Source organism: Streptomyces sp. V4I8 (assembly GCF_041261225.1).
Lineage (GTDB): Bacteria > Actinomycetota > Actinomycetes > Streptomycetales > Streptomycetaceae > Streptomyces.
In genome coordinates, this window is record NZ_JBGCCN010000001.1 from 4734604 (window position 1) to 4753831 (window position 19228).

A 19228-nucleotide genomic window follows, 5' to 3' on the forward strand; every position below is an offset into this window, starting at 1 on the left:
CGGTGTACCCAGTTTTTTCGGAAGGACTTAAGCTGAAGTGCATGACGAGCGGCAAGGGCAGCACCGGCGGTACGGAGACCAGTGGCAGCGGCGATATCGTCCGCACCCTGGAACTCCTGTGGGAGACGGGCCGACGGCCCAGTCGCGGACCCAAGCCGGCCCTGACGCTGGACCAGATCGTGGAAGCGGCCGTCCGGGTGGCGGACGCGGAGGGGCTGGAGTCGGTGTCCATGCGCCGGGTCTCCGCCGAGCTGGGCACCGGCACGATGTCGCTGTACCGCTACCTCCCCGGCAAGGCCGAGCTGCTCGACCTGATGCTGGACCGCGTCCAGCGCCCCTCCGAGAACCCGGCCGACCTCGGCGACGGCAGCTGGCGCTCGGCGCTGGAGGCCCTGGGCCGCGCGACCCTCGACCTCTACCGCCGCCACCCCTGGCTGCTCCAGGTCAACCAGTCCCGCCCCATCCTCGGCCCGAGCGCCCTCGACGGCATGGAGAAGGTGCTCGACCGCATCAAGCCGATGGGCCTGACCGACCCCGAGCTGGTCTCGGCGATCATCATGATCGACGGATACGTCGTCGGAGCCGCGCGCACCCAGCTGTACGCGCAGGAGGCGGAGCGCCGGACGGGCCTGACGGACACGGAGTTCTGGCAGGCCCAGACCCCGATGCTGGAGAAGATCATGTCCTCCGGCCGCTACCCGCTCCTCGCGGCCCTCGACGAGGACACCTGGGGCCCCGACTTCGACCACTTCGAGTTCGGGTTGCAGCGGATCCTGGACGGGCTGGAGGTCTTCGTCGCGCGGCGCGCGGAGGCGGGCGGCGAAACGGAGGATGCCGCCGGGGAGCCATGAGCACTGCCCGTGCCGGCCGCCTACCGACTGCCTGCTGACCTGCTGACTGCCGACTGCCGACTGCCGACTGCTACCGGGCTACTACGGCGTCGGCTCCGCGACCATGGCGATCCAGCTCAGCAGTCCCACGGGTACGGCGACCAGGACCGCGTACCCCACCCGGTCGACCACCCTCTGGCGCCGCGAGGGCTCCCGGCGGTGGTCCTCGCGGCGTCGGTCCGCCCCGTGCGGCTTGATCGCCTGGTACGCGAGCACGGCGAGGACGGCCACGCAGATCGAGACCTGCCAGAGCTCGCCGACGACTCCCCGGAACCCGACCCGCTGGAGCGTCTCCGGCTCGATACCTAGCCGCGCGTCGAACTCGGTGCCGTCCGGGTAGTCGCGTCCGGTGTCCTCAAGGGGCACGTACTCGGCGTCGGCGGCGGTTCCGCCGTCGGGCGTGAAGTCCCCGTGGCAGTCGTAGGCGGAGTGCTTACCGTTCACGTCGGTGTCGTAGCAGCGCTCCACCTTGTACGTGCCCGGGGTGCCGTAGAGGCCGGCGGACAGGGCCATGTCGGCGGTCGCGGTGACGAACCAGAAGCCGGTGACGAGGGCGAGGAGGACGCCGCACACCCAGCCGAGGACGCGCTTCATCCGACCACCATTCCGCTCGGCTCCCTGCGTTCCAACAGCCGGGAGACACCGGCCCGTTCGGCAAGAGCCCTTCGCTGCGGGTCCGCCTGCGCGCGCTCCTGCTCGTACTTCGCCCAGGGCGTCGGCTGCACGAAGAACATGGCGTTGCTCCCCGGCACGACCAGCACGCCACCGAAGGCCGCGTCACCGGCGAACCAGGCGCCGCCCTCCTCGGCCTCCTTGGGCCAGCGGCGCACCGTCGAGGCGTTGACCGCACGCAGTGAGGGGGCGCCGTGCTGCCCGCGCACCGAGAGTCGGACAGTGTGCACATCGCCCATGTACTTCCACTCGGAGCCCTTCTTGGCCACCCGCGTGCGGTACTCCAGGGGATAGGTGTGCAGCACCTTCTCGCACACCTTCAGCCGAGACCCGCGCCCCAGCCGGAGCGCGAGGAAGATCAGCACGAAGAGGGCGGCCGGGACGGCGAACGCGGGCAGGGCGGCCTCGTACCCGGCCAGATGCGCCACGTACGGCACCGCGAGCAGACCCCCGGCGAGCGCGAGGCGGGCGGCTGTGTGCCGGTACAGCAGCGTGCGGTTGTGCTTGAGCACCCGGGTGACGTCGGGCGGCACGGGCGGGTTGTCCATGCGGAGCGGGATGGTCCTTCGTACAAGATCGCGGAATCGGCGGGCTGGGCCCGGGTGAAGCTATCAAGGACCGCGGCAGGGCCCACTGGCCTGCTCGCGAACCTGCGCGATCTCCCCTCATCCCCTCCGCAACAGTCGTCGGAACCCGAAGACGACCACACAGCCGACGAGTACGGCGATGGCGCCGACCTTGAGGTCTCCGGTCCTGTCGCCGTCGCCGCCGTCGTCGGACGAGCCCGAACTGCCGCTGCCGGAGGACGAGTCGGAGGAGCCGGCGGCGCCGGGGGCGTCCTCGGCCACCACCGCGCTGCCGACGCCCTCGCTGCCGAGCATGAGCTTGGTGCCGTCGGTCGAGTAGCTGGCGGACTCGCCCTGGCCGAGGGGGACGCTGATGCGTTCCAGCCGCTTGATCTCGCCGCCGTTCCAGTCGTAGGCGATGCCGCCGAAGTAGCCGCGTACGGCGAGGGTCTTGCCGTCCGGGGAGAAGGCGGCGTCGGTGGCCCACATGTCGACGGGGACGGTGGGCTTGAAGACGTTCGTGCCGGAAGGGGACAGCTGGGCCGGGCCCTCGTACAGGTGGCCGCCGTCCTCCTGCTTGTCGATGATGTAGACGCGCCCGGTCCTGGGGTGCACGACCAGCGACTCGGCGTCGCGGGAGCCGTCGGAGTACTTCACCACGTACTGCGTGGCACGGATCGTCTGGTCCTTGAGCGTCTTGGGCTCGGGGAGGCGGTAGATCCAGACGTAAGGCCACTGCACACCGTCGTTGTCGCCGATGTCGCCGACCCAGATCTCGTTGTTCGGCCCGATGGAGATCGCCTCCACGTCGCGCGGTGTACCGACGCCGGTCATGGTGATCCGGGCGACGGTCTCACCGGTGGCGCTGTCGACGGCGTAGAGGTAGGCGCCCTCGTCCTGGTCGTTGTGCGTCCAGTAGATGCCGGGGTGCAGGCGCGAGGCGGCGAGGCCGCTGGACTCGGTGATGCGCGGGTCCTTGATCGTGAAGTCCTCGGTGCCCTTGCCGTCCCCGTCGGCGGCGGAGGCGGGCAGGGCGCAGGCACCCGCGAGCAGGAGTCCGGCGAGAAGGGCGATCGGTCGGCGCATGACCCAAGCCTGCCATCCGGCCTGATGATTCGGAGGCCGGGCCGGGAGAGGGTGTCGGCAGGGGGTGGCTGCCCGGACGGTGACGGACGTCGGCGTGTCAGGCTTCACACCCCGCCTGCCCTTACCGCCAGGTAGCGATCGTCCATCATGAGCGGATGCTCAGGTTCATGCCCGTCGGCGACTCCCAGACCATCGGCAGCGCCGGCGAACACACGTGGCGCTACCGCATGTGGCAGCACCTGCGTGAGACGTACGGCGGCCCCTTCGCCCTCGTCGGCCCGCGCGAGACGCTCTACGACAAGGACCTGGACGCCCCCACGTCGTACGAGTACGCCGACCCCGACCCGGCCTTCCCCCGCGCCCACCTGGCCGGCTGGGGCGAGGGCTGGCTCCACATGGCACCGCTGATCGGCGAGGCGGTGCGGACGTGCCGGGCGAACGTGCTGCTGGTGTCGCTGGGCCTGATCGACCTCGGGTTCTACACGAACGCCGAGCAGACGGCGGAGAACGTACGGGCCTTCGTGGCCGAGGCGCGCTCGGCGGACCCCAGGGTGCGGATCGCCGTGCTGCCGGTGATCCCGAACGTCCGCGCCGAGACGGAGCCGGCCTTCGCCGCCGAGGTCGCCCGCTTCAACGAACTCCTCGCGAAGGCGATCGCCGACCTGGACGAGCCCCGCTCACCCCTGCTGCTGGCATCGCCGCCCCCGTCGTACGACATCCACCTCGACACGTACGACGGCACGCACCCGAACGCAAGCGGCGAGCACAAGATCGCGGCGGCGTTCGCGGAGGCGATGTACCAGGCGTGGGATTTGGGCGAGCCCTACGCCGCCTGAGCCTCGTCCTCGATCGCCCGCACGAGGAACTCGGCGCACGGGCGGACCCCGGAGAGCAACGTGCCGTCCCAGCGCTCGGCCTCGTCGCCGAGATAGACCGCGCGGGCGTGCGCCAGGACGGGCCGGTGTTCGGCGGGGAGCCTCGGGAGGGCCCAGTCGGCGGCGGCGTCCTTGGAACGGATGGCCCCCGTGGCGAGGGTGGTCCAGATCCGGGCCAGGGTGAGCAGGACGTTGCGGGTGTCGGTGTCCAAGTCGCCCGTCAGCCCCGGAACTCCGGCGACGATCGCGCGCCGCAGGTCCGCGTGCGGGACGGGGGCGAGGAGGTCGGCGGGCGGCGGCCCGTACAGCGGGGCGTCCGCGAGCAGCACCATGGTGAGGAGCGGGGCGAGGTCGGGGCTGGGCTCGGGCGCGGGGGTGACTCCGCGCTCGTACTCCTCCCGCAGCCATTCGCCGTACAGGAAGTCGCAGGTGGGCGGGTAGCGCCAGGGCCGTACGTCGTCCTGTACGACGACGATGAGCTCGACGGGGCGGCGGCTCCGCTGACCGGGCGGTCCGGACACCTTCATCAACTCCTCGACCAGCGCCCGGCGTTGGGGGCGGGTCGTGGGGCGGCTGACGACGACCAGGAGGTCGAGGTCGCTGTGGAGGCGGAGGCCGCCGAGGGTGGCGGAGCCGTGGAGGTAGATGCCGAGGACGGTGTCGGGGAGGGTGCGGTGGAGGAGAGGGAGGAGGAGGTGCCGGGCGTCGGGGGCTGGCATGTGAGCTTCCTCTCCGGGTCGCGGTCACTGTGCGTATCGTTGTACTGCGCGGCTGCACTCGTCCATGAGACAGCCGGGGAGGAGCGCCACGATGACCGTCCTTGAAGACAGGATCGCGATGGCCCAGAGCGACGACACATACTGGCTCGACGAGATGTTCGAGCGGCTCGAGAAGATGCCCGTCCCCGAGGGATACAAGGTCGAGATCGTCGAGGGGACCATCTACATGTCGCCGCAGCGGGACATCCACTGGGAGACCATTCGGGCGATTATCTGGGCTCTTGAGGACCGCTTTGGCAGGCGCGCGAAGGTGTTCTCGGATGTCCGCATCGACTTCCCCGGTCGCAAGAACGGCCTCGCCCCGGACGTGGCGAAGCTGCGCGACGGTGCCCAGAAGAACGCCGAAGGCCGCTGGCGCCACGAGGACGTCGAGTTCATCGCCGAGGTCATCTCCACGGACACGGCCAAGAACGACTACGGCCCCAAGAAGACCGCGTACGCCCTCGCCGAAGTCCCCGTCTATCTCATCGCTGACCCGTACACGGGCAAGTGCCGCCTCTTCACCCAGCCCAAGGACGGCGACTACGTGAGCGACACGTCCGTCACATACGGCGGAGACGTCGACATGGCCACCACCCCCCTCGGCCTCACCCTGAAAACCGAGGAGTTCCCCCGCGACTGATGAGAGGCTGTGGGGCATGGCGATCATCCACAACACCACCCTCAAACCGACCAAGTTGGAACTGCTCACCTCCTGGCTCCCCACCCGCCCCTGGTACGTCGGCACCGGCGCCCCGGCATTGACCAGGACCGGCGGCTTCCGGCTCGACGACCCGGCGGGCGAGGTCGGCATCGAGTTCATGGTGGCCACGGACGCCTCCGGCCCCGACCCGGTCCACTACCTCGTGCCGCTCACCTACCGAGGCGCCCCCCTCGACGACGCGGAGCACGCCCTCGTCGGCACCATGGAGCACGGCGTACTGGGATCCCGTTGGGCCTACGACGGCGCCCACGACCCGGTGCTGGTCGCCCAGTTGCTGGCCCTGTTCGAGGGCCGCGTCCAGGCCCAGGCCCAGAGCCTCACCGACACCCCCGACCATGAGGTCACCCACTCCTACACCGGCGACGGCCTCCCCTCCTGGGACGGGCTCGTCAAAGCCACCGACGACCAGGACGGCACGGAACTGCCCGCCCCCGGCGGCACCACGCTCCGTATGCACCGCGTCCTGCGGCCCACCGCCCCGGACACCGCTCCCCCTGGCGCCACCGGTCACGTCATCGGCGCCTGGCAGTCCCCGGACGACACCCGCGCCCGCGCCGTGTTCGCGACGCTGCACCCGGCCGCACCCCAGCTCTGACAGCTCCACCCCGCCGCCACACCCGAGCCACCCACCGGCCGCAAGCCGCCGAGCCGACCCGGCGTGCCTGCGAGACGCGACCGCGCCGCGCACCCTGCACCCCGGCCCACGACCCAGTCGACCCGTACCGCCAACTGCTGCCCGGGCCCCCGCCCTTCCGGGCCGCTCGCTCGCTTCTCACCCGTGCTGGAGCGGCCCGGGTCAAGGGCCCCACCACCCCAGCCGTCCAGTAACCCCCACCACCTGGACGACCTTCCTCAACTCCCGCTCCTAGAACATCCCGTTGTCATTCGCGGACGAGCCCGGCACATCCTGGAGCACATCCCAGTGCTCCACGATCTTCCCGCCCCGCACCCGGAACAGATCCACCACCGCCTGCCCCCGCTCCCCCGGCGCGTTCACGTAGTGACTGTGCACCGCGACCAGGTCACCCTCGGCGATCACCCGCTTAGGCGTCACCGTCAGCTGCGGAAACGCCTCGAAGTACCCCCCGAGCCCCGCCCTCACGCCCGCCACCCCGTCCGCGATGCTCGGATTGTGCTGGTGGTACTCAGCCCCCCAGTACCGGTCAAGCGCGGACAGATCCTTCCGCACGATCAGCTGGTCGAAGGCCTTCGTAACGAGCCGCTTGTTGTACGCGGTCAGCCACGGCGCCCCCGGCTGCTCCGTCCGCGGCCAACTCACCGTCGAGAACATGTCGTTCCCGTTGGCGGAGCCCTCCGGCACGTTCTGGCCCACGTCCCAGTGCTCGGCGATCTTCCCGCCCTGGAAGCGGAAGATGTCGAAGACGGCCTGTCCGCGCGTGCCCGGTGTCATCACCACGTTCGAGTGCACCAGCACCAGGTCGCCCTCGGAGATGACCCGCTTGACGTCGTACTCGGCGTCCGGGAACTGCTGGTGGATGGCCTTGCCGAGGTTCTTCAGCGTCTCTGCGCCATCGGGCGCCAGCGGGTTGTGCTGGATGTAGTCCGGCCGGACATGACGGTCGACGACTCCGGTGTCACCCCGCTCGAACACGCCCTTCAGGACCCGGACAGCGACGTACTTCTGATAGGCGAGGCGCGCCTGATCGCCGTACTCGCCGTACCCGACGTGCGGTGCGGCGGCGCCCGGCGTGGCCGCGATCGCGGGCGCGGCGGCGAGAGGAACGGCGAGGGCGGCCACGGCGAACACGGCGACGAGGGCCCGGCGGGCAGGAGTGGTGGGGGTCACGATGCTGCTCCCTATCAAGCTTATTGAAATTTCAAGCTGTTGCTCACCACAGGAAAGCACTAACCAACAGTTAGCGTCAAGGATCAGGATGCTCACGCGGATCAAGGCGCTCACGTGGAGCAAGGTGCTCAGGTGGATCAAGGCGCTTGCCTAGAGCGCACTCCACGCGACTAGCGTGCGAACCATGAAGTACACGCAGCTCGGACGCACGGGACTCAAGGTCAGCCGGCTCGTCCTCGGCACCATGAACTTCGGTCCGCAGACCGACGAGGCCGACAGCCACGCGATCATGGACGCGGCGCTGGACGCAGGCATCAACTTCTTCGACACGGCCAACGTCTACGGCTGGGGCGAGAACAAGGGCCGTACCGAAAGCATCATCGGCAACTGGTTCGCCAAGGGCGGTGAGCGGCGCGACAAGGTCGTCCTCGCCACCAAGGTCTACGGCAATATGGGCGCCGACGGCCCGGCGTGGCCCAACCACGACAAGCTGTCGGCGGTGAACATCCGGCGCGCCGTCGACGCGTCGCTCAAGCGGCTGCAGACCGACCACATCGACGTCTACCAGTTCCACCACATCGACCGGGACACTCCGTTCGAGGAGATCTGGCAGGCCATCGACGTGCTGGTCCAGCAGGGGAAGATCCTGTACGCCGGGTCCTCCAACTTCCCGGGCTACAAGATCGCCCAGGCCAACGAGATCGCCGCCCGCCGCGGCGGCACCATCGGCCTCGTCAGCGAGCAGTGCCTCTACAACCTCGCCGAGCGCCGCGCCGAGATGGAGGTGATCCCGGCCGCGCAGGAGTACGGGCTCGGCGTCATCCCGTGGTCGCCGCTGCACGGCGGGCTGCTGGGCGGGGTCCTCAAGAAGCAGGCCGAGGGCGGCCGCCGCACCTCCGGACGGGCCGCCGACTCCCTCAACGACCCGGCCGTCCGTACGCAGGTCCAGGCGTACGAGGACCTGCTCGACAAGCACGGCCTGGAGCCCGGCGAGGCCGCCCTGGCCTGGCTGCTCACCCGCCCCGGCGTGACCGGCCCGATCGTCGGCCCGCGCACGGCGGAGCAGCTCGAATCCGCCCTGCGGGCCGCCGAGCTGGAGCTCGGCGAGGAGCTGCTGGCGGGGCTGGACGAGATCTTCCCGGGCCCGGGGCCGTCTCCGGAAGCCTTCGCCTGGTAAGGCCGGTTCATCCAGCTCGTCGCAAGACCTGCCGCGCCGCCGCGTGACCGACGTGGCGGCGCGACAGGTCAGGAGGACCCCCCGCGCGGTGCGCGCCGCGGCGGCCGGGAGGGAGGGATGGCCCCGGCGCGCCGAAGGCCCCCGCCGGGGTCGTCGGACACGCGGTCGAGCGGCCCGGGCCGGTGCTCAGCGAGCGGGAGATCGAGGTCGTACGGACCTACCGCAAGCTCGGCACCGAGAACCGGGCCGCGACCGTCAGCGAGGCCGTCCGGCTGGGGCTGATCGAGCTCGCCTGAACCGGCGTGGGGTGAGAGCAGGGTGGGGTGAGGGCAGGGGCCGGCGAGGCCGGCCGGGACTACTGTCCGAGCGCCGCCGCCACCGCGACCAGGACGAACATCAGCACAAGCGCACCGGCCATGATCCGGTTCCGGGTTTTCGGGTCCACGGGACCGAGCCTAACCGGCCCCTCCGAGCGGCCAGCGGGCGACCGCCTCGTAGCGGGGCTGCTCGCCCGCCACTCCGGACTTCGGCAGCCGGCTGCGCACCAGCGCCAGCTCGCCCACGGTCCAGGTCCGGCTCGTGAACTCGGCGAGGGCGTCGACATACGGCCGCACGTCCACCGCCGACCGGCTCCGCGCCACCGTCAGGTGGGCCTTGTACCGCCGGTGCTCCCCCATGGGCACCCCGGCCTTGCGCGCCGCCGCCTCACTCCGGTCCGCCAGCAGCCGCAGGGTCTCCAGGTCCCCCTCCGCGCCCGTCCACAGCGCCCGCCCGTGCCCGAACTGGCCGCCGCCGCGCAGCGCCAGCGGGAAGGGGACGGTGCGATGGGCCGCGCGCCCCAGCCGCGCCGACAGGTCCGGTACGAGGTCGTCGTCGACCTCGCCGTAGAACGCGAGGGTGAAGTGCCAACCCGGGCGCCCGGTCCAGCGCAGCCCCTCCGCGCCGGGCAGCTTCCTCAACTCGGCGACTTCGGCGGCCAGTTCACTGGTCACGTCCTCTGGCGGCAGTACGGCGGCGAAGAGTCTCATGACATCCACCCTGGCACCATGAGGGGATGGAGATCACCATCAGGGACGGCGGACGCGACGACATCCCCGCGATACTCGGCATGCTCGACAGCTGTGTGGAGTGGCTGGTCGGGCAGGGGCGCACGGGGCAGTGGGGGACGAAGCCGCTGTCGGAGAACCCGAAGACGGTGGAGTCGGTGACCCGGCACATGGACGAGGGCAGCGTCTTCATCGCCGAGGCCGACGGTGTCCCGGCCGCCACCCTCACCCTCACCGACGCGCCCGGCGCCTACCTCTCCCACCTCCCGCCGCCCGGCGAGCCCGAGCGCTACATCCACTGGCTCGCCTCCGACCGCCGCTTCAAGGGCCACGGCGTGGGCAGCGCCCTGCTCGCACACGCCGCCGAGGAGACCCGGCGGGCAGGCGTCTCCCTGCTCCGGGTGGACTGCTACGCGGGCGCCGACGGCAAGCTCGTCCGCTTCTACGAGAACAACGGCTTCGTCCGCACGGAGACCTACCAGGGGAGGGGCGACTGGCCGGGCCAGGTCCTGGCCCGCAGGGTCTGACCAGTCCGACCACCTGCCCGGCGGCCGCACCGGCGCGGAAGGGCTGCCCTCCGCGCCGGTATGCCCGCCACGGCACTCACGCCACCGTGGCCAACCGCTCCTGTTCCTGCTCCTGTTCCTGCTCCCGCTCCCGCTGCCGTGGCACGAACCGCACATGCGGATGCCCGTGATTCCAGCCCACCGACAGGCGCAGGCCGCCGACGCGGGCCAGCAGCAGGGCGATCGTCACGGCGGCGGTGGCCGTGATCGCGCCGCCCACGGCCAGGCCCGCCCGGACGCCGTACGCGTCCGTGATCCAGCCGGCGATCGGCGCGCCCAGCGGGGCGCCGCCCATGAAGACCATCATGTACAGGGCCATCACGCGGCCCCGCATGCTCGGGTCGGTGGACATCTGGATGCTGCTGTTGGCCGTCACGTTCACCGTCATGCCGAACATGCCTATCGGGGCCATGAGCAGGGCGAACAGCCACAGCGAGGGCGCGAACGCGGCCACTATCTCCATCGTGCCGAAGGCCACCGCCCCCACGATCAGCACCCGCATCCGGGCCGTACCGCGCCGGGCCGCGAGCAGCGCGCCCGCCAGGGAGCCGACCGCCATCAGGGTGTTGAAGAGGCTGTAGGAGCCGGCGCCCGCGTGGAAGACGTCGTCGGCGAAGGCGGACAGGTAGACGGGGAAGTTGAAGCCGAAGGTGCTGACGAACCCGGCGAGGGCGATGGTCCAGATCAGCTCCGGGCGTCCGGCGACATAGCGCAGGCCCTCCCGCAGCTGGCCCTTGCCGCGCGGCGCCCGCTGGACGTCGTACAGCTCACGCGCCCGCATCAGCAGCAGACCGGCGATGGGCGCGACGAAGGAGAGGCCGTTGGCGAGGAACGCCCAGCCCGTGCCGACGCCGGTGATCATCAGGCCGGCCACGGCGGGGCCGATCAGACGGGCCGACTGGAAGTTCGCGGAGTTCAGACTGACCGCGTTCTGCAGCTGGTCCGGGCCGACCATCTCGGAGACGAAGGACTGACGGGCCGGGTTGTCGACGACGGTCGCGAGGCCGACGGCGAAGGCGGCCAGGTAGACGTGCCAGACCTGGACGTGTCCGGTGAGCGTGAGGACGGCGAGCGCGATGCCGGTGAGGGCCATCGAGGTCTGTGTGACGAGCAGCGTGCCGCGCTTGGGCAGCCGGTCGACGAGGACGCCGCCGTAGAGTCCGAAGAGCAGCATCGGCAGGAACTGCAGGGCCGTCGTGATGCCGACGGCGGTGGCGGAGCCGGTGAGGCTCAGCACCAGCCAGTCCTGGGCGATGCGCTGCATCCAGGTGCCGGTGTTGGAGACGACCTGGCCGAGGAAGAAGAGGCGGTAGTTCCTGACCTTCAGCGAGCTGAACATCGAGGACTTGCGGGTCTTGGGTGCGGGCGGGGAGTTGTGGGTGGTCGGTGCGGGGGCGGAATCTGCTCCGGGTCCCGTACTCAAAGGGTTCGCCTCCTCGTCAGTGCTGCTTACAGGTGTGCGAGCTTCTCCAGCACGGGGGCGGCGGCGCGCAGTTTCGCCCACTCGTCCTCGTCGAGGCCCTCGACCAGGGTGGCCAGGAAGGCGTTGCGCTTACGGCGGCTCTCTTCGAGCATCGCCTCGGCCTGCTCCGTCTTCGTGACGACCTTCTGGCGCCGGTCCTCGGGGTGCGGCTCCAGGCGGACCAGGCCCTTGGCCTCCAGCAGGGCGACGATGCGGGTCATCGACGGCGGCTGGACGTGCTCCTTGCGGGCCAGCTCACCGGGGGTGGCCTTGCCGCAGAGGGAGAGGGTGCCCAGCACCGACATCTCGGTGGGGCTCAGCGACTCGTCGACCCGCTGGTGCTTGAGCCGACGCGACAGCCGCATCACAGCGGAGCGCAGGGAGTTCACGGCGGCAGCGTCGTCGCCATGCGTAAGGTCCGACATGTTCTTTAGCATAACTCATTACCCTGACTAAAGACCACCAGGTTAAGTATCACTCATCCGGGTGATCCCGTGGCGGAACGTGACACGGCGGACCGGCGGGTGCCGCGACCCTCGTGTCCATGGGGACCAGCGTGCTCAGCCTGCGGATAGACCATGAGCTCCTCGAACGACTCCGAGAGCATGCGGCGAAAAGAGGAATGAGCGTCCAGGACTATGTCGTCCGGACGCTCATCCGCGATGACTTCGACGAGCGCTTCCAGTCCGCGGTCGAGGAGACCGAGAAGTTCTACGGGCTCACGTGAGACCCGGACCTACGTGAGACCCAGCGCCGGCATCAGGTAGTAGAAGCCGAACACCGCGGCCACGACGTACATCGCGACCGGCACCTCGCGGCCCCGCCCGGCGGCCAGGCGCAGCACCGCGAAGGTGATGAAGCCCATGCCGATGCCGTTGGTGATCGAGTAGGTGAACGGCATCATCACCATCGTCACGAAGGCCGGGATCGCGACCGTGTAGTCGGCCCAGTCGATCTCCTTGACGGAGTTCGCCAGGATGAGGAAGCCGACCGCGAGCAGGGCCGGGGTGGCCGCCTGGGACGGGACCATGGTGGCGACGGGCGTCAGGAACAGCGCCACGCCGAACAGGGCGCCGGTGACGACGTTCGCGAAGCCGGTACGGGCGCCCTCGCCGACTCCGGCCGTGGACTCCACGAAGGCGGTGGTGGCCGAGGAGGAGCTGGCGCCGCCCGCGGCGACGGCGAGGCCGTCCACGAACAGGACCTTGTTGATGCCGGGCATCTGGCCCTGGGCGTCGGTCAGCTTCGCCTCGTCGCTGACGCCCATGATCGTGCCCATGGCGTCGAAGAAGCAGGACAGCAGGACGGTGAAGACGAAGAGGACGCCGGTCAGCGCGCCGACCTTCTCGAAACCGCCGAACAGGCTGACCTCGCCGATCAGGCCGAAGTCGGGGCTCGCGACGGGGTTGCCGGGCCACTTCGGGGTCGTCAGGCCCCAGGACGGGACGTTCGCGACGGCCTCGATGACGACCGCGAGCACGGTCATCGTGACGATCGAGATGAGGATCGCGCCGGAGACCTTGCGCACGATGAGCGCGAGGGTGAGCAGCGCCCCGAGGACGAAGACCAGGACGGGCCAGCCGTTGAGGTGACCGTCGGCGCCGAGCTGGAGCGGCACGGTCGTCTGCGCGACGTCCGGGATGCGGGAGACGAAGCCGGAGTCGACGAGGCCGATCAGCATGATGAACAGGCCGATACCGATGGAGATCGCCTTGCGCAGGCTGTAGGGCACGGCGTTCATGACGCGCTCGCGCAGACCGGTGGCGACGAGCAGCATGACCACGAAACCGGCCAGGACGACCATGCCCATGGCGTCCGGCCAGGACATCCGGGGCGCCAACTGGAGCGCGACGACCGAGTTCACACCGAGTCCGGCGGCGAGCGCGATCGGCACGTTGCCGATGACGCCCATGAGGAGCGTGGTGAACGCCGCCGTCAGGGCGGTGGCCGTCACCAGCTGTCCGTTGTCCAGCTGGTGGCCGTACATGTCCTTCGCGCTGCCGAGGATGATCGGGTTCAGCACGATGACGTAGGCCATCGCGAAGAAGGTGGCGAGACCGCCGCGGATCTCACGGGGCAGGGTGCTGCCCCGCTCCGAGATCTTGAAGAAGCGGTCGAGTGCGCCGTATGCGGGCCTGGCTCCCGGCTGTTCAGGGGCGGGGACCTTGGCGGGGGCCGAGGAGGGCATGCGTTCGTTGGTTCCTACGAAGAGAAGTGGTCAGACACAAACCGTTTCAGTATGAACATATAGAGACCGGCTCGGCCATCTCCGCGCGTAGACCTGATCGCCTCGTAAGCTGTCTGCCATGGCGAAGTGGACCCCCAAGCACGAGGCGCCGGAGCCCCTGGAGGGCCCCGTGGTCGCCACGATCACCGGCGGCACGATCCTCTGGTTCGTCCTCTTCGTCGTCCAGCTGCCGTTCTACGGCTGGTTCGACGACCGCGACCTCACCTGGTGGGTGTGGACCTGCCTGGCGGGCGGCGGACTGGGGCTCATCGGCATCTGGTACGTCCGCAGGCGCGACGCGGCACTCAAGAGGGCGGCGGCGGGCGAGGCGACGGAGACGAAGCCGGGGTCGGAGTCGGGGTCGGAGTCGGGGTCGGAGTCGGAGACGAAGCCGGGCTCGGAGACGAAGCAGTCACCGGCGCCGTCCACCGACTAGCCGCCGTACGACCCCGGTACGACATCTGTCCTCCCCTGGTCGGAACTTCCGTGCACTCGGCGGGTGAACCCCCAAATCCGCACGTACCGTCGAATGCATGACGCATGCCGACGCGGGCACCGAAGTGGACAACCCCGTGCACCCCGCCACCGTCCCGGTGGCGACGGGCGGGCTGACCGCCGCCGAGGTGGCCGAGCGGGTCGCGCAGGGGCGGGTCAACGACGTTCCGGTGCGCAGCAGCCGGTCGATGGCCGACATCGTCCGGGCCAACGTCTTCACCCGGTTCAACGCGATCATCGGCGTGCTCTGGGTGATCATGCTGTTCGTCGCGCCGATCCAGGACAGCCTGTTCGGCTTCGTGATCCTCGCCAACACCGGCATCGGGATCATCCAGGAGTGGCGGGCGAAGAAGACCCTCGACTCGCTCGCCGTGATCGGTGAGGCCCGGCCCACGGTGCGGCGGGACGGGGTCGCCGCCGAGGTCAGTACCTCGGAGATCGTGCTCGACGACCTGATAGAGATCGGGCCGGGGGACAAGGCCGTCGTGGACGGCGTGTGCGTCGAGGCCGACGGGCTGGAGATCGACGAGTCGCTGCTCACCGGGGAGGCCGATCCGGTCGTCAAACGGCCCGGGGATCAGGTCCTCTCCGGCAGTTTCGTCGTCGCCGGCGGCGGCGCCTTCCAGGCCACCAAGGTCGGACGCGAGGCCTACGCCGCCCAGCTCGCCGAGGAGGCCTCCCGGTTCACCCTGGTCCACTCCGAGCTGCGCTCCGGCATCTCCACCATCCTCAAGTACGTGACCTGGATGATGGTCCCGGCCGCGACGGGCCTGATCATCACCCAGCTGGTGGCCAAGGACAACGAGCTCGACGACTCGATCGCCCGGACCGTCGGCGGCATCGTGCCCATGGTCCCGGAGGGGCTCGTCCTCCTCACCTCCGTCGCCTTCGCCATCGGCGTCATCCGGCTCGGCCGCCAGCAGTGCCTGGTCCAGGAACTCCCCGCCATCGAGGGCCTCGCCCGCGTCGACACCGTCTGCCTCGACAAGACCGGCACGCTCACCGAGGGCGGCATGGACGTCACCGAGCTGCGGGCCCTGGGCGGCAGCGACGAGGAGTACATACGGAAGGTGCTGGGCGCCCTCGGCGAGTCCGACCCCCGCCCGAACGCCTCCCTCCAGGCCGTCATCGACGCCTACCCCGACGCCGAGGACTGGCGCTGCACCGAGTCCCTGCCCTTCTCCTCCGCGCGCAAGTACAGCGGCGCCACGTTCAGCGAGGGCAACGGCGAGGCCGGCACCTGGCTGCTGGGCGCCCCCGACGTGCTCCTCCCCACCGACGACCCGGCCCTGGCCGAAACCGATCGGCTGAACGAACAGGGCCTACGGGTGCTGCTGCTCGCCCGCGCCGGCCGCGACCTCGACGATCCCGACGTGGCGGAGGGCGCCAAGCCCGCCGCCCTCGTCGTACTCGAACAGCGGCTGCGCCCCGACGCCGCCGACACCCTGCGCTACTTCGCCGAGCAGGACGTCCGCGCCAAGGTGATCTCCGGGGACAACGCCGTGTCCGTGGGCGCGGTCGCGAACAAGCTCGGGCTGACCGGTACGACGGTCGACGCACGCCGGCTCCCCCAGGACCAGGACGGGATGGCGACGGCCCTGGACGACGCCACGGTGTTCGGGCGGGTCACCCCGCAGCAGAAGCGGGACATGGTCGGCGCGCTCCAGTCCCACGGGCACACCGTCGCCATGACCGGCGACGGCGTGAACGACGTCCTCGCCCTGAAGGACGCCGACATCGGTGTGGCGATGGGCTCGGGCTCGGAGGCGACCCGGGCTGTCGCCCAGATCGTGCTGCTCAACAACAGCTTCGCGACGCTGCCGTCCGTGGTCGCGGAGGGGCGGCGGGTGATCGGCAACATCACGCGGGTCGCGACGCTGTTCCTGGTGAAGACCGTCTACTCGGTGCTGCTGGCGCTGATGGTGGTGTGCACGCAGGTGGAGTACCCCTTCCTGCCGCGCCATCTGACCCTGCTCTCCACCCTCACCATCGGCGTCCCGGCCTTCTTCCTGGCCCTCGCCCCCAACAGGGAACGCGCGAAACCCCACTTCGTACGGCGGGTCATGCGGTACGCGATCCCGGGCGGGCTGGTGGCCGCGGCGGCGACGTTCGCGACGTATCTGATCGCCCGTCACCACTACACCGGCGAGGGCGCGTTGGACGCGGAGACCAGCGTCGCCACGCTGACGCTCTTCCTGATCTCGATGTGGGTGCTGGCCATCATCGCCCGGCCCTACACCTGGTGGCGGATCGCGCTGGTGGCCGCGATGGGGTTCGGGTTCCTGCTGGTGCTGGTGGTGCCGTGGCTGCAGGAGTTCTTCGCGCTGCGGCTCGTCGGGGCGACGATGCCGTGGATCGCGGTGGGGATCGCGGCGGTGGCGGCGGTCGCCCTGGAGTTCACATGGAAGTGGGTCGACCGCCGCTTTCCTGCGTAGCCGCTGCGCTTGGCCTCGGCCGAAGGGGCCGTGGGTCACTGCGGGTCCGTTGTGGCCGATCGCGCAGCCCCGCGCCCCTTATGGGGCGCGCCTACTGGACGTCGATGAAATCGCCCGTGGCGTTGACGGCAGGCGTCGTCGTCGTGCCCGCGAAGGTGTAGCGGAAGTAGCCGTCCTCGACGGCCTTGACCGTGGTCTTCAGGTCGCCCGTCGCGTTGGTCCTGATGGTCTTCACCGTGGTGTAGGTGTTGCTGTTCTTCTTGCGGAACTGCAGGTTGACCGGCTGCTCGACATAGCCGTTGTACGTGCCGCGGTCCCAGTTGGCGCGGGACAGCTTGCCGGTGACGGTGATGGTCTTGCCCTTCTTCACCGGCTCCGGCGCCGCGTTGACCGTCAGCTTGGAGAAGCGCTGCATCAGCGTGGTGCCGAGGCCGCTCTGGCCCTTGTAGCCGACCTTGGTGATGTCGAAGGTCTCGCCGTCCGGGTCCTGGCCGTTGAAGGCGGTGGCCTCCGCCGCGGCCCGCCACGTCCCGGCGTCCGTGTTGATCAGCTCGTGGTCGCCCGGGTAGACGTCGATGGTGCCCTTGCAGTCGGCCGTGGTCGCGGAGGTCACGGTGCACTTGGCCGGCTTGTTGCCGTAGAGCATGTTGTCCGGCGCGGTGGCGGAACCCCGGTAGATGATCGGGTCGGTGATGAAGTCGGCGGCGGTGATCTTGACGTCCGCGCCGTGGGTCAGCGTGTACGTCACCGTGGTGGAGACGTGGTTGGTCGTGCCGACCTTGACCGCCTTGGCGATCTTGAAGTTGGAGAAGGAGACGTCCAGGGCGTACGGCTTGCCCTCATCGGCGGCGGCCCTGCCGGACGCGGCGAGCGCTGCCTGGCGGATCTTCGCGACGTCCGCACGGTAGGAGGCGGCGGTGTCGTCGGCCTGCGCGGCCGGCATGGCGAGGGCGGAGAGGGCCAGGGCGCCGGAGACGGCGGCCACGGTGGCTCTGATGCGCATGCGTTCCCCTGCTACGGAAAGGGGCCCCGCTGGTCGTCGTTCCCTGCACTGCTGGTCACATCGGGGCCCGGGTGATCGTGGGACCTGTTGGCCCATGTGATCAGATAGGCGGCGGGCGTTCCCGGTTGTGCGGCGAGGGCGGAATCTTCGTGAGCTTCGTCACGAACTCCCGTCTGTCGCCGGGAGTTCGTGACGCCTGCCCTGTCCTTGCTACTGCTGCGCCGACTACTGCACGTCGACGTAGTCACCCGCGGCGCTGACCGCCGGGGTGGTCGAGGTGCCCGCGAAGGAGTAGCGGAAGTAGCCGTCGACGGACGCGGTGACGGTGGTCTTCAGGTCACCCGTCGAGTTCGTCTTGATGGTCTTGACGGTGGTGTAGGTGGTGGAGCTCTTCTTGCGGAACTGGAGCTTCACCGGCTGGGTGGCGTAACCGTTGTACGTGCCGCGGTCCCAGTTGGCACGGGTCAGCTTGCCGGTGACCGTGATGGTCTTGCCCTTCTTCACGGGCTCCGGGGAGGCGTTGACCGTGAGCTTCGAGAGGCGCTGCACGTTGAAGCTCTTGGCGTTGTCCTTCTGGACGTAGTCGGCGTCGTTGCCCGCCGCGATCGCCCAGACCTTCCAGCCGCCGGCCACGCTGTTGATCAGGTTGTAGCCCGGCTCCAGGTCGAAGGTGGACTTGCAGTTCGACGTCGTGGCGTTGACCACCGTGCAGGTGGCACGGCCGTCGCTGCTGTTGGCGACGGCGCCGGAGTCGGAGCTGTCGATGTCCGCACCGTGGTACAGGATCGCCTGGGCCCAGTCGACGCCCGAGTTGTCCTTCACGGTGAAGGAGACGGTGATGGTCTTCTTCGCGGTCGAACCGACGACCGCAGCCTTGCCACCGTTCACCACGACGTTCGAGATCGTCGTGTCGCCCTCGACCTCGTCGGCCTGCGCGGCCGGGACGGCGAGAGCGGAAAGGGCCAGGGCGCCGGTGACGACGCCGAGGGTGGCACGCATGCGCATGTGTTGTTCCCCACGTGGAGATGGGGCCCCTCCGCCTGTCGCGCGCCCAGTGGCTCGTGGGGCGATACGGGACCCAAGTGATCAGAGAGTCTGTTGACCCACGTGATCAGATTCGCGAGGCACGCGAATGGTTGTACGACTCGTGAGAAATTTGTGCGGGAGATTTCAAGATCACTGTTTTGGAAGGTGGAGACATGGAACTGAGGCTCCCGCTCGTCCGCTATCTCAAGGACGAGGACTGGCCCGACTCGATCACCGACGTCACCGCGGTCGGCGCGGCAGCCTTCGGAGAGCTCCTGGGAGAGCGGCCGGACCATCTGGTCCACGTGTATCCGCTGACCCAGGAGCACGCCGAGCGCGTCCGGCAGCTGACCGGTATCACGCTCGACCTGGAGAAATACGACTACTTCCTGGAACCCGAGTCGGCCTGACCG

At 69.7% G+C, this 19228-nt stretch carries 21 protein-coding genes; 10 read left to right on the forward strand and 11 right to left on the reverse strand.

Translation table 11 applies throughout. From position 1 onward, the window contains the following. Nucleotides 1-41 precede the first annotated feature (41 nt). Nucleotides 42-851, forward strand: a complete 810-nt coding sequence (locus ABIE67_RS21225) for a TetR/AcrR family transcriptional regulator (RefSeq protein ID WP_370259734.1) — start codon at nucleotides 42-44, stop codon at nucleotides 849-851. A gap of 81 nt (nucleotides 852-932) precedes the next feature. Here ABIE67_RS21225 and ABIE67_RS21230 read toward each other — a convergent pair whose 3' ends face one another. The 3 genes from ABIE67_RS21230 to ABIE67_RS21240 form a co-directional block, all read right to left on the reverse strand. Continuing rightward, complete coding sequence (locus ABIE67_RS21230; RefSeq protein WP_370259738.1) at nucleotides 933-1484, reverse strand: hypothetical protein; 552 nt, start codon at nucleotides 1482-1484, stop codon at nucleotides 933-935. Next, nucleotides 1481-2110 carry a hypothetical protein gene (locus ABIE67_RS21235; RefSeq protein ID WP_370259742.1) on the reverse strand — a complete coding sequence of 210 codons (630 nt, stop codon included), beginning with the start codon at nucleotides 2108-2110 and terminating at the stop codon, nucleotides 1481-1483. The genes ABIE67_RS21230 and ABIE67_RS21235 overlap by 4 nt, the downstream gene beginning before the upstream one ends. A 117-nt stretch (nucleotides 2111-2227) precedes the next feature. Continuing rightward, complete coding sequence (locus ABIE67_RS21240) at nucleotides 2228-3214, reverse strand: WD40 repeat domain-containing protein (RefSeq protein WP_370259746.1); 987 nt, start codon at nucleotides 3212-3214, stop codon at nucleotides 2228-2230. 155 nt (nucleotides 3215-3369) lie between these two features. Between ABIE67_RS21240 and ABIE67_RS21245 the strand changes: the two genes are divergently transcribed. Beyond that, nucleotides 3370-4050: an SGNH/GDSL hydrolase family protein gene (locus ABIE67_RS21245; RefSeq protein WP_370259750.1), complete on the forward strand. Its 681-nt coding sequence runs from the start codon at nucleotides 3370-3372 to the stop codon at nucleotides 4048-4050. On the opposite strand, the gene ABIE67_RS21250 is transcribed toward ABIE67_RS21245, so the two are convergent. Next, the gene (locus ABIE67_RS21250; RefSeq protein WP_370259753.1) at nucleotides 4038-4808 is read right to left on the reverse strand and encodes an aminoglycoside adenylyltransferase family protein; all 771 of its coding nucleotides are present in this window, start codon (nucleotides 4806-4808) and stop codon (nucleotides 4038-4040) included. The two genes, ABIE67_RS21245 and ABIE67_RS21250, sit on opposite strands and share 13 nt — an antisense overlap. 91 nt (nucleotides 4809-4899) lie before the next feature. Between ABIE67_RS21250 and ABIE67_RS21255 the strand changes: the two genes are divergently transcribed. Beyond that, on the forward strand, nucleotides 4900-5490 hold the full coding sequence (locus tag ABIE67_RS21255; protein ID WP_370259756.1) for a Uma2 family endonuclease: 591 nt from the start codon (nucleotides 4900-4902) through the stop codon (nucleotides 5488-5490). Between the two features lie 16 nt (nucleotides 5491-5506). Further along, nucleotides 5507-6166 (forward strand): 1,4-alpha-glucan branching protein, encoded by a 660-nt coding sequence (locus tag ABIE67_RS21260; RefSeq protein WP_370259758.1) that lies wholly within the window; start codon nucleotides 5507-5509, stop codon nucleotides 6164-6166. Nucleotides 6167-6436: 270 nt separating this feature from the next. Here the strand turns inward: ABIE67_RS21260 and ABIE67_RS21265 are convergent, their stop codons facing one another. Then, nucleotides 6437-7378 (reverse strand): nuclear transport factor 2 family protein, encoded by a 942-nt coding sequence (locus tag ABIE67_RS21265; protein ID WP_370259761.1) that lies wholly within the window; start codon nucleotides 7376-7378, stop codon nucleotides 6437-6439. A 184-nt stretch (nucleotides 7379-7562) separates the two neighbouring features. Here ABIE67_RS21265 and ABIE67_RS21270 point away from each other — a divergent pair, with 184 nt between their 5' ends. Further along, on the forward strand, nucleotides 7563-8555 hold the full coding sequence (locus ABIE67_RS21270; RefSeq protein ID WP_370259766.1) for an aldo/keto reductase: 993 nt from the start codon (nucleotides 7563-7565) through the stop codon (nucleotides 8553-8555). Between the two features lie 455 nt (nucleotides 8556-9010). Here the strand turns inward: ABIE67_RS21270 and thpR are convergent, their stop codons facing one another. Continuing rightward, nucleotides 9011-9583 (reverse strand): RNA 2',3'-cyclic phosphodiesterase, encoded by a 573-nt coding sequence (thpR, locus tag ABIE67_RS21275; protein WP_370259770.1) that lies wholly within the window; start codon nucleotides 9581-9583, stop codon nucleotides 9011-9013. Nucleotides 9584-9609: 26 nt separating this feature from the next. Here thpR and ABIE67_RS21280 point away from each other — a divergent pair, with 26 nt between their 5' ends. Further along, nucleotides 9610-10128 carry a GNAT family N-acetyltransferase gene (locus ABIE67_RS21280; protein ID WP_370259774.1) on the forward strand — a complete coding sequence of 173 codons (519 nt, stop codon included), beginning with the start codon at nucleotides 9610-9612 and terminating at the stop codon, nucleotides 10126-10128. A 76-nt stretch (nucleotides 10129-10204) separates the two neighbouring features. Here ABIE67_RS21280 and ABIE67_RS21285 read toward each other — a convergent pair whose 3' ends face one another. Beyond that, nucleotides 10205-11506 (reverse strand): MFS transporter, encoded by a 1302-nt coding sequence (locus ABIE67_RS21285; protein WP_370268785.1) that lies wholly within the window; start codon nucleotides 11504-11506, stop codon nucleotides 10205-10207. Between the two features lie 110 nt (nucleotides 11507-11616). After that, a complete protein-coding gene (locus ABIE67_RS21290) occupies nucleotides 11617-12054 on the reverse strand; it encodes a MarR family winged helix-turn-helix transcriptional regulator (protein ID WP_062703619.1) in 438 nt (145 codons plus the stop codon). A gap of 119 nt (nucleotides 12055-12173) precedes the next feature. On the opposite strand from ABIE67_RS21290, the gene ABIE67_RS21295 reads away from it, so the two are divergent. Then, nucleotides 12174-12356: a CopG family antitoxin gene (locus tag ABIE67_RS21295; protein WP_048581217.1), complete on the forward strand. Its 183-nt coding sequence runs from the start codon at nucleotides 12174-12176 to the stop codon at nucleotides 12354-12356. A 9-nt stretch (nucleotides 12357-12365) separates the two neighbouring features. Here ABIE67_RS21295 and ABIE67_RS21300 read toward each other — a convergent pair whose 3' ends face one another. Further along, nucleotides 12366-13817 carry an NCS2 family permease gene (locus tag ABIE67_RS21300; protein ID WP_370259785.1) on the reverse strand — a complete coding sequence of 484 codons (1452 nt, stop codon included), beginning with the start codon at nucleotides 13815-13817 and terminating at the stop codon, nucleotides 12366-12368. 118 nt (nucleotides 13818-13935) lie between these two features. Between ABIE67_RS21300 and ABIE67_RS21305 the strand changes: the two genes are divergently transcribed. Together ABIE67_RS21305 and ABIE67_RS21310 are read left to right on the forward strand one after the other, a co-directional pair. Next, complete coding sequence (locus tag ABIE67_RS21305; protein WP_370259788.1) at nucleotides 13936-14292, forward strand: DUF2530 domain-containing protein; 357 nt, start codon at nucleotides 13936-13938, stop codon at nucleotides 14290-14292. Nucleotides 14293-14389: 97 nt separating this feature from the next. Beyond that, nucleotides 14390-16786 carry an HAD-IC family P-type ATPase gene (locus ABIE67_RS21310; protein ID WP_370259790.1) on the forward strand — a complete coding sequence of 799 codons (2397 nt, stop codon included), beginning with the start codon at nucleotides 14390-14392 and terminating at the stop codon, nucleotides 16784-16786. A gap of 91 nt (nucleotides 16787-16877) precedes the next feature. Here the strand turns inward: ABIE67_RS21310 and ABIE67_RS21315 are convergent, their stop codons facing one another. Both ABIE67_RS21315 and ABIE67_RS21320 read right to left on the reverse strand, forming a co-directional pair. Continuing rightward, entirely contained in the window at nucleotides 16878-17789 is a 912-nt protein-coding gene (locus ABIE67_RS21315) for a hypothetical protein (RefSeq protein ID WP_370259793.1), read from the reverse strand. A 225-nt stretch (nucleotides 17790-18014) separates the two neighbouring features. Further along, nucleotides 18015-18794: a calcium-binding protein gene (locus ABIE67_RS21320; RefSeq protein ID WP_370259796.1), complete on the reverse strand. Its 780-nt coding sequence runs from the start codon at nucleotides 18792-18794 to the stop codon at nucleotides 18015-18017. 194 nt (nucleotides 18795-18988) lie between these two features. Here ABIE67_RS21320 and ABIE67_RS21325 point away from each other — a divergent pair, with 194 nt between their 5' ends. Further along, complete coding sequence (locus ABIE67_RS21325; RefSeq protein ID WP_370259798.1) at nucleotides 18989-19225, forward strand: hypothetical protein; 237 nt, start codon at nucleotides 18989-18991, stop codon at nucleotides 19223-19225. The last annotated feature ends 3 nt before the right edge of the window (nucleotides 19226-19228 follow it).

Excerpts from the sequence above, each read along its gene's own strand:
- ABIE67_RS21315 (WP_370259793.1), bottom strand. The coding sequence starts at position 17,789 with ATGCGCATCAGAGCCACCGTGGCCGCCGTCTCCGGCGCCCTGGCCCTC.
- ABIE67_RS21235 (WP_370259742.1), bottom strand. The coding sequence starts at position 2,110 with ATGGACAACCCGCCCGTGCCGCCCGACGTCACCCGGGTGCTCAAGCAC.
- ABIE67_RS21230 (WP_370259738.1), bottom strand. The coding sequence starts at position 1,484 with ATGAAGCGCGTCCTCGGCTGGGTGTGCGGCGTCCTCCTCGCCCTCGTC.
- ABIE67_RS21255 (WP_370259756.1), top strand. The coding sequence starts at position 4,900 with ATGACCGTCCTTGAAGACAGGATCGCGATGGCCCAGAGCGACGACACA.
- ABIE67_RS21260 (WP_370259758.1), top strand. The coding sequence starts at position 5,507 with ATGGCGATCATCCACAACACCACCCTCAAACCGACCAAGTTGGAACTG.
- ABIE67_RS21305 (WP_370259788.1), top strand. The coding sequence starts at position 13,936 with ATGGCGAAGTGGACCCCCAAGCACGAGGCGCCGGAGCCCCTGGAGGGC.
- ABIE67_RS21285 (WP_370268785.1), bottom strand. The coding sequence starts at position 11,506 with ATGTTCAGCTCGCTGAAGGTCAGGAACTACCGCCTCTTCTTCCTCGGC.
- ABIE67_RS21245 (WP_370259750.1), top strand. The coding sequence starts at position 3,370 with ATGCTCAGGTTCATGCCCGTCGGCGACTCCCAGACCATCGGCAGCGCC.
- ABIE67_RS21240 (WP_370259746.1), bottom strand. The coding sequence starts at position 3,214 with ATGCGCCGACCGATCGCCCTTCTCGCCGGACTCCTGCTCGCGGGTGCC.
- ABIE67_RS21290 (WP_062703619.1), bottom strand. The coding sequence starts at position 12,054 with ATGTCGGACCTTACGCATGGCGACGACGCTGCCGCCGTGAACTCCCTG.
- ABIE67_RS21310 (WP_370259790.1), top strand. The coding sequence starts at position 14,390 with ATGACGCATGCCGACGCGGGCACCGAAGTGGACAACCCCGTGCACCCC.
- ABIE67_RS21320 (WP_370259796.1), bottom strand. The coding sequence starts at position 18,794 with ATGCGCATGCGTGCCACCCTCGGCGTCGTCACCGGCGCCCTGGCCCTT.
- ABIE67_RS21300 (WP_370259785.1), bottom strand. The coding sequence starts at position 13,817 with ATGCCCTCCTCGGCCCCCGCCAAGGTCCCCGCCCCTGAACAGCCGGGA.
- ABIE67_RS21270 (WP_370259766.1), top strand. The coding sequence starts at position 7,563 with ATGAAGTACACGCAGCTCGGACGCACGGGACTCAAGGTCAGCCGGCTC.
- ABIE67_RS21295 (WP_048581217.1), top strand. The coding sequence starts at position 12,174 with ATGGGGACCAGCGTGCTCAGCCTGCGGATAGACCATGAGCTCCTCGAA.
- ABIE67_RS21225 (WP_370259734.1), top strand. The coding sequence starts at position 42 with ATGACGAGCGGCAAGGGCAGCACCGGCGGTACGGAGACCAGTGGCAGC.
- ABIE67_RS21250 (WP_370259753.1), bottom strand. The coding sequence starts at position 4,808 with ATGCCAGCCCCCGACGCCCGGCACCTCCTCCTCCCTCTCCTCCACCGC.
- thpR (WP_370259770.1), bottom strand. The coding sequence starts at position 9,583 with ATGAGACTCTTCGCCGCCGTACTGCCGCCAGAGGACGTGACCAGTGAA.
- ABIE67_RS21325 (WP_370259798.1), top strand. The coding sequence starts at position 18,989 with ATGGAACTGAGGCTCCCGCTCGTCCGCTATCTCAAGGACGAGGACTGG.
- ABIE67_RS21280 (WP_370259774.1), top strand. The coding sequence starts at position 9,610 with ATGGAGATCACCATCAGGGACGGCGGACGCGACGACATCCCCGCGATA.